This window comes from Micromonospora yasonensis, from assembly GCF_026013475.1.
Taxonomy (GTDB): Bacteria; Actinomycetota; Actinomycetes; order Mycobacteriales; family Micromonosporaceae; genus Micromonospora; species Micromonospora yasonensis.
The window spans coordinates 39,008-50,738 of the sequence record NZ_JAPDPH010000024.1 but is presented as its reverse complement, the minus strand read 5'-3'; the positions used below and the strand labels follow the sequence as shown (position 1 = coordinate 50,738).

Sequence of the window (11,731 nt, the reverse complement as noted above, 5' to 3'; positions counted from 1 at the left end):
GACCGCGCCGTCCACCATGGACTTCATCACCCCACCCCGGCCCGCGGGCAGCCCCCGCCCCCGGCCCAGTTGATCAAGGCGTTTGCGTCAGGATCCGGGCGGCGAATTCTGACGCAAACCCCTTGATCAACGCTTGGGTGGAGGAGGTGGGCCAGGCCCGGCGGCCCCGGGTCGGGGTCAGGGCGGGGCGAGGTCAGGCGGGGGCCAGCTCCGGGTCCGGTGTGGGGGTGATGGGCTGGCGGCGGTGGCGCAGTTCGACGGGGAGCACCGCCAGGGCCACCAGGACGCCGATCGCGCCAGTGACCGCGAAGCCCCATGCCGGGGCCGACGCGTCGATCACCGCACCGGCGAGCGGCGCGCCGAGGGCGATGCCGACGGTGACCGCCGAGCCGTGCAGGCCCATCGCCTCGCCGCGTACGCCGGCCGGGGCGAGCCGGCTCACCGCGTCCGAGGTCGAGGCGATGGTGGGTGCGCAGAGGGCGCCGGCCGGGACGAGTGCGAGGCAGAGCAGCCACCAGTGCGCCCCGCCCAGCCCGACCGGGATCGTGGTGAGGCTGAGCGTCGCCATCAGGGCCAGCGGCGAGAGCGAGCGGGTGACCGCCCCGTACGCGAAGCCGCCCACCAGCGAGGCCACCGCCCAGGCGGTCAGCACGGCACCGGTCCACCCGACCTCGCCGCCGGCCCGTAGCACGGCGACCACCGCGACGTCGGTGCCGCCGAGCACCAGGGTGGCGGCCAGGCTCACCGCCAGCACGGCGAGCAGCCGGGGGGTGAGCCACTCGCGGCGCGGGACCTTGCGGTGCGGGCCGACCGGCTCGTCGGCGCTGCGGGTGGGCGGGTCGAGCAGCCAGAACCCGATCCCGGAGGCGACGATCCCGGCCCCGACCGCCCACATGGTGATGCGCGGGGAGAGGGTCGTGGCGAGGGCCACGGCCAGCGCCGGGCCGACCATGAACGACAGCTCCACCGACATCGAGTCCAGCGCGTACGCCGGGCGGCGCCGCTCGGCCGGCACCAGCGCCGCCACCGACTGGCGGACCACCGAGAAGACCGGCAGGGCGAGCAGCCCGGCCAGGAAGGCCGTCGGCAGCAGCACCGGGTACGACAGGGTCGGGGCGCTGGCCCAGAAGACGCCCTCGGCGAGGGTGGTCAGCAGCAGCACCGGGCGCAACCCGCGCCGGTCGACCAGCCGGCCGAGCAGCGGGGAGCCGAGCGCGGCGCCGACGGTCGACGCGGCGCCGACCAGGCCGGCGGCGCCGTAGCCCCGGCCGAGGTCGAGCACGACGTGGAAGGTGAGCGTCACCCCGGTCGCGGTGAGTGGGACGCGGGCCAGCACCGAGACCAGCAGCAACGACCGGAGACCGGGCAGGGCGAGCGCCTCCCGGTAAGGCTTCAAGTTCACGACGGTCCGTACCTCCGGCCGACATCCTCGACCGGGGCTACGACAGCCGCAACCAATTACCTGGTCAAGCGGTCCGGATCACAGGCTCGCCGACCATGGTGACGCCGGCAGCGTCGAGCGCCCGCAGCGCCACGTCCAGCGTCTCGGGCGCCACGGCGGCGGTGAGGTCCAGCAGCACGGTGGTACGGAAGCCCTCGCCGGCGGCGTCCAGCGCGGTCGCCCGGACGCAGTGGTCGGTGGCGATCCCGACCAGGTCGACCCGGTCGACGTCGTGCCGGCGTAGCCAGTCGGCCAGGCATTCGCCGTCCTCGGCGTGCCCCTCGAAACCGGAGTACGCGGCGGCATGCTCGCCCTTGTGGAAGATCGCCTCGACCCGGTCGGTGTCCAGGTCGGGGTGGAACTCCGACCCGGCGGTGCCCACCACGCAGTGCCGGGGCCAGGAGTCGACGTAGTCCGGCGGGTTGCCGAAGTGCGGCCCGGGGTCGATGTGGTAGTCCTTCGTCGCCACCACATGGTCCCAGCGGTCCGGCTCGGCGGCGAGCAGCCGGGAGATGCCGGCTGCCACGCCCGCCCCGCCGGCCACGGCCAGCGAGCCGCCCTCGCAGAAGTCGTTCTGCACGTCCACGATGATCAACGCGTTGCCCATGCCGGGGCCTCCTCAGGTCGCGGGTACGACGGTCACCGGGATGGCCGGGTCGCCGCCGGAGAGCTTCAGGCCCTCCCAGGGAATGGAGATCAGGCACTGCCGCAGGTGTTCCCGTGACTCGTCGAGGGTGGGCAGCGCCACCGGTTCGCCCGCCACGATGAACGAGCGCTGGAGCAGCCGGTCGTTGGGCTGCCGGTCCGGTACGCCCTGCGGCACGATGACCTCCTCGGTGGCGGTGCCGGTCGGCTTGTGCCGGCGTACGGCCACCTTCCGGCCGCCGATGGTGGCCTTCTGCTCGGAGCGCTTGACCACCGGCCGCCCCGCCACCTCGACCAGCTTGTAGACCAGTCCGGCGGTCGGCGCGCCGGAGCCGGTCACCACGGCCGTGCCCGCGCCGTACATGTCGACCGGCTCGGCGGCGAGCGTGGCGATGGCGTACTCGTCCAGGTCACCCGAGACGATGATCTTCGTCTCGGTGGCCCCGAGCGAGTCGAGCAGCTCCCGGGACTGCTGGGCGATGACGGTCAGGTCACCGGAGTCGATCCGGATCGCCCGCAGCTCCGGCCCGGCGATCTCGATCGCGTTCCGGATGCCCTGGCTGATGTCGTACGTGTCGACCAGCAGCGTGGTGTCCTTGCCCAGCGTGGCGACCTGCGAGGCGAACGCCGCCCGCTCGTCGTCGTGCAGCAGGGTGAACGCGTGCGCGGCGGTGCCGGCGGTGGGAATGCCGTACTGCTGCCCGGCGGCCAGGTTGGAGGTGAACCGGAACCCGGCCAGGTACGCCGCCCGCGCCGCGGCCACCGCCGCCCCCTCGTGCGCCCGGCGGGAACCCATCTCGATCAGCGCCCGGCCGCGGGCGGCGGTGACCATCCGGGCGGCCGCCGCGGCGACCGCGCAGTCGTGGTTGAGCACCGACAGCACCAGCGTCTCCAGCACCACGCACTCGGCGAAGGTGCCGGAGACGGTGAGGATCGGTGAGCCGGGGAAGAACAACTCGCCCTCGGCGTACCCGTCGACGTCGCCGGTGAAGCGGTAGTTGGTGAGCCACTCCGCGGCCCGGTCGTCCACCACTCCGGTGCGGCGCAGGAAGTCGACCTCCTCGGCGTCGAACCGGAACTCCCGGATCAGGTCGACCAGCCGGGCGGTCCCGGCGACCACGCCGTAGCGCCGGCCCGCCGGCAGGCGCCGGGTGAACACCTCGAAGACGCAGCTGCGGTCGGCGGTGCCGTCCCGCAGGGCGGCGCTGACCATGGTCAGCTCGTAGTGGTCGGTCAGCAGCGCGGGGCGAAGGGTGCTCACGCCTCCAGCCTAGAGTTCAGGCAAGATCCGTGCCGTCGTGGCCCGGCATCGACCGCAGGGCGGCCCGCAGCTCGGCCCGCCCGGTCACGCCGAGCTTGCTGTAGACCCGCTGGAGGTGGTTCTCCACGGTCCGGCTGGACAGGTAGAGCCGCTCGGCGATGGCCCGGCTGGTGGCGCCCTCGGCGGCGAGCCGGGCGACCTCCCACTCGCGCTCGCTGAGCGCCGGCCGGAGCCGCTGCAGCGCCGGGGTGGAGACCCCGTCGCAGTGGCGGAGCAGTTCGGCGAGGCGTTCTCGGGCCGGTCCGGTCGCGGTGGCCCGGGTCCGCCCCGCGTGGTGCAGGGCCATCGCGGCGGCCTCGGCGGCGTACACGACCAGGTCCCGCGCGGCGAAGCCGTCGGCGACCGCGAGCAGTTCGGTGGGGGAACGGTCGACCGCCGCGCGGGCGTAGCGGGCGACCAGCGAGGGCAGGATCCCGTCGACCCGTTCGGAGAGTTCGGCCAGGCGCTGCGCCGCCGTCCGCCGTCCGCCGTCGGTGCAGGTGGGGCCGATCGGCGCGGCGGCCTGGTCGAGCCGGACCAGGTCGAGCAGGATCAGCAGCTCGTGGCCGGCGAGGCCGTCCGCGCGGAGCCGGTCGGCCAACGCGCAGAGGTGCTTGGTGGCGGCGGGCAGGTCACCGGCGGCCGCGTACGTCGCGCCCCGGGCCTGCTCCAGCCACGGGTAGAGCACGGCCATCCCGGGGGTGTGGGTGCGGTCCGCCTCCGCCATCGCCTCCGCCGCGTGCGTCGCGTCGCCGCGCAGCGCCGCCGCCTGGGCCCGTTCGGCGTGCGCCAGGCCGGCGTACACCCGGCTGGTGGCGAGCACCGCGCAGGCGCCGAGGCTGGTCTTGAGCGCCTCGTCGCTGCGCCCGCGGAGCCGCGCCGCGTACGCCTGGAGGATGGCCAGGTAGCCGGTGCCGAGCCGGAAGTCCCCGGCGCCGGCCAGGTCGGCGAACTCGTCGGCCACGATCGCGTCGATGCCGGTGAGGTCGCCGGAGAGCGCCAACCGGGTGCCCCGGGCCAGCTCCATGGCGAGCTGGAGGTACGGCATGTCGCCCCGCCAGCGGGCCGCTTCGGCCTGCACGCGGGCGATGGCGGTGGCGCTGCGCCGGTACTGCCCCTCGGCGGCCTGCAGGTGGGCCAGCGTGCACCGGGCGAGCTCCCGCGCGGCCACCGACGCGGCCGGCCGGTCCAGCACCGCCTGCGCGAGTCGCAGCGCGGCGCCGGTGTCCAGCCGGTGCAGCCGCATGATCGCCTCGAAGGCGCGCACCCGGGCCTTGTCGGCCGGGTCGGTCAGCTCGGCGACGCGCGCCGCGATCTCCTCCACCGTGGACTCGCGGCTGAGCCCCCAGTAGCTGACCATGCCACGTACGGTCAGCCAGCGGCTGCGCCGCCGGTCGTCGGTGATCGCGCCGGCCACCGAGTCGAGCACCTGGATCGCCTCGTCGGGCCGGTCGCCGAACATGAGAATGGTGGCGAGCAGTTCGGCGGCGTCGGAGCCGCCCTCGGCGTCCAGGGCGGCGCGGGCCAGCCGGGTCGCCAGCGGCACGTCGTACCGGCCGAAGGCCTGGCCGGCCGCGTCGAGCAGCAGCGCCGGGTTCTGTGCGGTGCCGGAGTCCAGCCGCCACACGGCGACCCGGAGCAGGTCGTCCCGGCGCCGCTTGCCGACCTGTTCGAGCAGCTCGGCCAGTTTGGCCTTGAGCCGGCGGGTCCGGCTGACCGGGCACTGCCGGCGCATCACCTCGCCGTAGAGCGGGTGGGCGAGCCGGACGTCCAGTCGCCGGTCGTCGTGGACCATGGTGATCAGGCCGCGCTCCTCGGCGGTCTCCACGTCCGCCGGGTCGACCGCGCGCTGCAGCAGCTGCAGGCCGAGCGGCTCGCCGAACGCCACCAGCTCGACCACCGACCGCACGCCGGGGGTGAGCTGGCCGATCCGGGTGTCGATCAGGTCGGTGAGGCTGGGCGCCAGCTCCAGCCGGCCGGTCCACTTCCAGATCCCGTACGTCCGGCTCAGCTCGTCGCCACCGGAGGCGGCCAGCACCAGTTCGCGCAGGAGCAGCGGGTTGCCCGCGGAGAGCCGGAACAGCCGCTCGGCGGTGCCCGCGTCGACCGGCCCGCCGAGGATCGCGGCGAGCAGCCCGGTGATCTCGGCCGGACCGAGCGGCGCCAGCTCGACCAGGTCCACCAGGTCGTCCGTCCACAGCGCGCGGATCGGCAGCGGGATCTGCTCGCCGTTGCGCAGCGTCCCGATCACGGTGGCGTTCTCGGCCCGGGCGATGAGGTGGACCAGCGCGGCCGACGGCGGGTCGAGCAGGTGCGCGTCGTCGATCGCGAGCACGATCGGCCGGCCGGCGGCCTGCTCCTGGAGCCGGTCCACCGCCCAGCGGAGGATGCCGGCGGGGGAGAGCCCCTGCGGCTGCTCGGCCGGGAGCACCTGGACGAGGCCGCCGAAGGGCAGCGCGGCCGTGGTGGCGCTGGCCGCCACGGACCAGATCGCGTACCGGTCGGTGGGGAGGGCGGCGATCCCCTCGCGGAGCAGCCGGCTCTTGCCGACCCCGGCACTGCCGCTGAAGAGCAACCCGCGCCCCTCGGGGCCGCTGACCGCCGACAACAGACGGTTGAGCTCGTCCCTTCGCCCGACAAAGTCCCACCGACTCATCGGTGCAGCATATCGACGGTAATCCGTCCGCGCCCACATCGTCACGCAGCGAAGTTGAGTAATCTCTCGATTACTGGTGAGTATCCGAAATGTTCCGTGTCGGACTCCTGACACGCTTACTCTTCTGCCACCACGGATTACCCCGCGCGACCGGCCCGCAGCCCGGTCGCCCAACCGGGAGGCCGCTTGATGAAGCCCGGCCCTCTCCGCTCGGTCGACGTGCCCGATCCGGGCGGGCCGGTGGAGCCGCCGAACTCTGCGCCCCTGCCGTCCCGGCTCGGGGTGACCGACCCCGACCCGGACGAGCCGTTGGCCGTCGTCGTCGCGGGTCCGGCCGGCGCCGGTCGACGCGAGCTGCTCGCCGGCCTGCTCGGGCTGGAACCCAGGATGCTGGCCGTCCCCGCCGGCAGCTACCTCCTCGTCAACCACGGCCGGGTGCCGACCCGGGCCGCGTACGTGCCGGGCTACCGCCAGCCGCACTCGTACGGCGCCGATCCGCTCGCCGCGGGCCCGGCCCTGGCCCGCCCGCCGCGCCGGGTGGAGTTGAGCCTGCCCGATCCGCTGCTGCGCCACTTCGCCGTGCTCGACACGCCGGACACCGGCTCGCTCGGCGTCGCCGGCGGCCGGGTACTGCTCGACACGGTCGGGCGGGCCGGCGCGCTGCTCTTCGTGATCTCCGCCGACCAGGCGTTCACCGCCCCCGAGCTGAACCTGCTGGCCGACCTCGCCCGGACCCGGGTCCAGGTGCTGTTCGCGGTCACCCCTGGGGTGGCCGGCTGGGCCGGCCCGGGCGACGGACCGACGGCTACGGAGGGCGCGGGGGCGTCCGTCCCGTCGATCGGCCGCCCGGGCCGGCTCCTGCCGCGCCCGGCGGGACGCCGGGTCGATCCGGTGGAGGTCTCCGTCGCGGCGCACCGGGCCGCCCTGCTGTCGGCGGTGCCCGGGCTGGCCGGCGCCCGCTGGTACGCCGTCCGACCGGCCGACCACGGGGCCCTGCGCCGGGCGCTGGTCGGCTGGGCGGCGGACGAGGGGCTGCGGCGGGCCAGCGCCCGGCCGCCGGAGCCGCTCGGCGCGCACGGCCGGGTGCCGGTGGTGTCCGGGCTCGACCCCGGCGACATCGCCGAGCGGCTGGACCGCCAGGCCCGGTCCTGTGCCCAGCGGATCCGTCAGCACCTCGCCCTGGAGTTGGCCAACATCCACCTCCGGGTGGTGCAGGAGATCGTCTTCGGGGTCGGCTGCGCCGGCCTGCCGCAGTTGCTCGACCGCGAGATGGAGGCGTTGTCGCTGCTCGCCACCGCCCAGTGCGACGCGGCGGCCCGGGCCATCCTCGACGACACCGCCGCCCGGGTCTTCGGGGCGCCGCTGGCCGAGGGGGTCCGCCACCGGATCACCCACGCCGTCCGGTGGGGTCTCGCCGACCATCCCGTCGGCCGGGAGCTGGACCGGGTGCTTCTGGTCACCAGCACGGCCGGGGTGGCCGGGCTGACCGGCGGCGGGGCGTTCGACGCGCTGTCCGGCTTCCCCGGGGCGGAGCGGGACGAGGTGCTGCCCCCGGTCGGGGTGGCGCTCTCCGGCGGCTGTTGGCAGCACTGGCGGGCACCCGGCAACGACGACCCGAACGACGCGCGGTCCTGGGCCCAGCGGGCGCTGCGCGAGGTGGAGCTGGAACTGTCCCGCGAGGTGTCCCGCCGCTTCGAGGTGATCCGTCTCTCGCTGGGCGCGGTGGTCATCGATGCAGTCGAACACGGCATCCTGCTCGCCTGAGGCGGGGGCGGCGCGCCGCTCGACCGGGCCGGCGTGGGTGGCCCGGGAGGGTGATCCGGGCCGGCGCGGCGTTCCGGTTCATCGGTTCCCCGGATCCGGTGGCACGATGGGGGGCATGGCGGCTCCACAGGTTGCACCGGTCGAGACGCCGGACACCGACGAGGTGCCGGCGTCCGACCGGCCCTGGGTGACGATCGTCTGGGACGATCCGGTCAACCTCATGACGTACGTGACCTGGGTGTTCCAGAAGCTCTTCGGGTACAGCCGGGAGAAGGCCGAGCAGCTCATGCTGGACGTGCACCACAAGGGCAAGGCGGTGGTCTCCAGCGGGGCCCGGGAGCGGATGGAGCACGACGCGTCGCAGTTGCACGCGTACGGGCTCTGGGCAACGGTGGATCGCTCGTGAGTATGTTCCGTCGCCACGGCGACCGCTACGTGGCCACCTTCGCGGTGGACGAGGTGCGGGTACTGCGCAAGGTGGCCTCCGAGGTGGTCGGCCTGCTCACCGACGGCTTCGACCACGGCGACCCGGTGGTCGGCCGGCTCTTCCCCGAGGTCTACCCGGACGACGCCGCGAGCACCGCCGAGTTCCGCCGCTACACCGAGGGCGACCTCAAGACCGCCAAGATCGACCAGGCCGGTGCGATTCTCGCCGCGCTGCCCGACGGCGAGGTCGGCGGCGAGGTACGCCTGGACGCCGAGGCGGCCGAGGCGTGGCTGCGCGCGCTCAACGACGCCCGACTGGCGATGGGCGTTCGGCTGGAGATCAAGGACGGCACCGATTTGGGTGAGGAACTCGACGACGCGGTGGCCGAGGACCCCACCTCGTCCCGGGTGTTCCAACTGTCGGTCTACGCGTATCTCGGATATCTGCAGGAGTCCCTGCTCAACGCCTTGATCGACTGATCCGTGACGGTCACCACCTCGCCACCGGAGAGTCACGGGCGCTAGGCTGTCCGGGTGCTGAGCATCGACCGGTCGATCATCGACGCGATCGTGGCCCACGCGCGTCGGGACCACCCGGACGAGGCGTGCGGCGTGGTCGCCGGTCCCGCCGGCAGCGACACCCCGATCCGGCACATCCCGATGGAGAACGCCGCCCGCTCCATGACGTTCTACGAGTTCGACTCGATGGAACAGTTGCGGCTCTGGCGCGAGATGGACGACCGCGACGAGGAGCCGGTCGTCATCTACCACTCGCACACCGCGACCGAGGCGTACCCGTCCCGCACGGACATCTCCTTCGCCGGTGAGCCGGGAGCGCACTACCTGCTCGTCTCGACCCGTGAGCCCGACTCGGAGGAGATCCGCTCCTTCCGCATCGTGGACGGCGTGGTCACCGAGGAGCCGGTCAAGATCGTGGATGCCGCCGTGGACCCGCACGCCGTCCAGTCCTACATGTTCGGGCAGAGCCCGGCGACGGTCGACTACGAGTGTTCCGACCGCTGATCCCTCCAGCGTCGGCACACCTTTCCTTCTCCCGTCACCTGGCACCACCTGAACAAGGAGCACGAGACATCATGGCCATCGAGGTTCGCATCCCCACCATCCTGCGTAGCTACACCGGCGGCGCGAAGGTCGTCGAGGGCACCGGCGACACGCTGGGCGACCTGCTCACCGACCTGGACTCCCGGCACGGCGGCCTGAAGGGCCGGCTGGTCACCGACGCCGGCGCGCTGCACCGGTTCGTCAACGTCTACGTCAACGACGAGGACGTCCGCTTCCTCGGCGCGCTCGACGCCAAGCTCACCGACGGCGACAGCGTCACCATCCTGCCGGCCGTGGCCGGCGGCGCCTTCGGCTTCGCCGCCGCTGCGGCGATCGCGCAGCACAGCGCGGCGGCAGCCGCGATCGCGCGGCACAGTGCTGGTGCGGCGCGCGTAGCGCGCCACTGAGGCGGTCGCCATGGCGCGGTACGAGAGCCTGCTCGACGCGTGCGGCGGCACGCCCCTGATCGGATTGCCCCGGCTCTCACCGACGGTGCCCGAGGGGGCGCCGCCGGTGCGGCTCTGGGCGAAGCTGGAGGACCGGAACCCCACCGGCAGCATCAAGGACCGGGCTGCCCTGTTCATGGTCCGCGCGGCCGAGGAGGCCGGTCACCTCCGTCCGGGTGACACCATCCTCGAGCCGACCAGCGGCAACACCGGCATCTCGCTGGCCATGGTGGCCAAGCTGCGCGGCTACCGGCTGGTCTGCGTGATGCCGGAGAACGTCTCCACCGAGCGGGTCCAACTGCTCCGGATGTACGGCGCGGAGATCATTTTCTCGCCGGCCGCCGGCGGCTCCAACCAGGCCGTGGCCACTGCCAAGCAGATCGCCGCCGAGCACCCCGACTGGGTGATGCTCTACCAGTACGGCAACGAGGCGAACGCCCGGGCCCACTACGAGACGACCGGGCCGGAGCTGCTGCACGACCTGCCGACGATCACCCACTTCGTGGCCGGGCTGGGCACCACCGGCACCCTGATGGGCACCGGACGCTACCTGCGCGAGAAGGTCGAGGGCATCCAGATCGTCGCGGCCGAGCCGCGCTACGGCGAACTGGTCTACGGCCTGCGCAACATCGACGAGGGATACGTACCCGAGCTCTACGACGCCCAGGTGCTCTCCCGGCGCTTCTCGGTGGGCACCCGGGACGCGGTGCTGCGTACCCGGCAGCTCGTCGAGGTGGAGGGCATCTTCGCCGGCTTCTCCACCGGCGCGATCCTGCACGCGGCGCTCGCCGTGGCGCACGAGGCGGTCAAGGCCGGGCGCCGCGCCGACGTCGCGTTCGTCATCGCCGACGCCGGCTGGAAGTACCTCTCGACCGGGGCGTACGGCGGCACCCTCGCGGATGCCGAGAACGCTCTGGAGGGACAGCTCTGGGCCTGACGGCCCCCGGTCGGGCTGGTCGGCGGCACCCCGTCGACCAGCCCGACCGTCTTGCCCGCGACAGGACGTGTACGTGTGTCACGTTGATGACAACTTCCGGTAGACGATTCTTGGCGGAGGGGGCGGCGCGTAGGCTGCGCAGCGTGGCGTACGCGTCGGCAGAGATCATCGGCGGAGCGACTGCCGGCGTGTCGACTACGAGCCGTGATATCGAGGCGACCGGATGCGATTGACCGTCCTCGGCTGCGCGGGCAGCTTCCCCGGCCCCGAGTCGCCCTGCTCCGCCTACCTGATGGAGGCGGAGGGTTTCAAACTCCTGATCGACTTCGGCTCGGGGGCGCTCTCCACCCTCCAGCGCTACGTCGGGCTGCACGCCCCCGACGCCATCCTCCTCACCCACCTGCACTGCGACCACATGCTCGACGCGGTGACGTACGTGGTGGTGCGGCGGTACGCCCCGGACGGCCCGTACCCGGCCCTGCCGGTGTACGCCCCCTCCGGTGCGCCGGACCGGATCGCCACCGCGTACGGGCAGGAGGACAGCACGGTCGAGGACGTCTACCAGTTCTACGGCCTGCAGCCGGGCACCTTCCCGATCGGCCCGTTCACCGTGACCGTCGACCGGATGAACCACCCCGTCGAGACGTACGGCGTGCGCCTGGAGCACGGCGGCCGGGTGTTCTGCTACTCGTCGGACACCGCGCCCTGCGACGCGCTGCTGCGCCTGGCCCAGGGCGCCGACCTCTTCCTCTGTGAGGCCAGCTACCTCGACGGCGGGGAGAACCCGCCGGATCTGCACCTCACCGGCCGCGAGGCCGGCGAGTACGCCACCAAGGCGGGGGTGGGCCGGCTGCTGCTCACCCACCTGGTGGCCGCCTGGGGCAGCGAGTCGCAGACCGTGGAGGCGGCGGCCGGCGCGTACGCCGGGCCGCTCGACGTGGTCCGCCCCGGCGCCTGCTACGACGTCTGACGACGGCGGCGCGGCGCGTTGCCGTAGTGTTCGCCGCCGCGTCAGCGCGCGGTCGCCTGGCGCACCCGTCCGGACCGCACCCTC

General features: G+C 73.6%; 11 protein-coding genes. 7 read left to right on the top strand and 4 right to left on the bottom strand.

Annotated elements, in window-relative coordinates; genetic code table 11:
* Positions 1 to 193: 193 nt before the first annotated feature.
* From ONA70_RS08120 to ONA70_RS08105, 4 genes are all read right to left on the bottom strand, one after another.
* A complete protein-coding gene (locus ONA70_RS08120) occupies positions 194 to 1,402 on the bottom strand; it encodes an MFS transporter (RefSeq protein ID WP_265005720.1) in 1,209 nt (402 codons plus the stop codon).
* A 64-nt stretch (positions 1,403 to 1,466) separates the two neighbouring features.
* Positions 1,467 to 2,048, bottom strand: coding sequence for an isochorismatase family protein (locus ONA70_RS08115; protein ID WP_265005719.1), 582 nt, complete (start codon positions 2,046 to 2,048; stop codon positions 1,467 to 1,469).
* Between the two features lie 12 nt (positions 2,049 to 2,060).
* Positions 2,061 to 3,347, bottom strand: coding sequence for a nicotinate phosphoribosyltransferase (locus ONA70_RS08110; RefSeq protein WP_265005718.1), 1,287 nt, complete (start codon positions 3,345 to 3,347; stop codon positions 2,061 to 2,063).
* Between the two features lie 16 nt (positions 3,348 to 3,363).
* On the bottom strand, positions 3,364 to 6,042 hold the full coding sequence (locus tag ONA70_RS08105; protein ID WP_265005717.1) for a LuxR C-terminal-related transcriptional regulator: 2,679 nt from the start codon (positions 6,040 to 6,042) through the stop codon (positions 3,364 to 3,366).
* Positions 6,043 to 6,231: 189 nt separating this feature from the next.
* On the opposite strand from ONA70_RS08105, the gene ONA70_RS08100 reads away from it, so the two are divergent.
* From ONA70_RS08100 to ONA70_RS08070, 7 genes are all read left to right on the top strand, one after another.
* The gene (locus tag ONA70_RS08100) at positions 6,232 to 7,806 is read left to right on the top strand and encodes a P-loop NTPase family protein (RefSeq protein ID WP_265005716.1); all 1,575 of its coding nucleotides are present in this window, start codon (positions 6,232 to 6,234) and stop codon (positions 7,804 to 7,806) included.
* A 115-nt stretch (positions 7,807 to 7,921) separates the two neighbouring features.
* A complete protein-coding gene (clpS, locus tag ONA70_RS08095) occupies positions 7,922 to 8,212 on the top strand; it encodes an ATP-dependent Clp protease adapter ClpS (protein WP_111242404.1) in 291 nt (96 codons plus the stop codon).
* Positions 8,213 to 8,214: 2 nt separating this feature from the next.
* Complete coding sequence (locus ONA70_RS08090) at positions 8,215 to 8,712, top strand: DUF2017 domain-containing protein (RefSeq protein WP_265005723.1); 498 nt, start codon at positions 8,215 to 8,217, stop codon at positions 8,710 to 8,712.
* Positions 8,713 to 8,766: 54 nt separating this feature from the next.
* Complete coding sequence (locus tag ONA70_RS08085; protein ID WP_265005715.1) at positions 8,767 to 9,255, top strand: M67 family metallopeptidase; 489 nt, start codon at positions 8,767 to 8,769, stop codon at positions 9,253 to 9,255.
* Between the two features lie 71 nt (positions 9,256 to 9,326).
* Positions 9,327 to 9,701, top strand: a complete 375-nt coding sequence (locus tag ONA70_RS08080) for a MoaD family protein (RefSeq protein ID WP_265005714.1) — start codon at positions 9,327 to 9,329, stop codon at positions 9,699 to 9,701.
* Positions 9,702 to 9,711: 10 nt separating this feature from the next.
* Entirely contained in the window at positions 9,712 to 10,677 is a 966-nt protein-coding gene (locus ONA70_RS08075) for a PLP-dependent cysteine synthase family protein (RefSeq protein ID WP_265005713.1), read from the top strand.
* A gap of 223 nt (positions 10,678 to 10,900) precedes the next feature.
* Entirely contained in the window at positions 10,901 to 11,647 is a 747-nt protein-coding gene (locus ONA70_RS08070) for an MBL fold metallo-hydrolase (RefSeq protein ID WP_265005712.1), read from the top strand.
* Positions 11,648 to 11,731 lie beyond the last annotated feature (84 nt).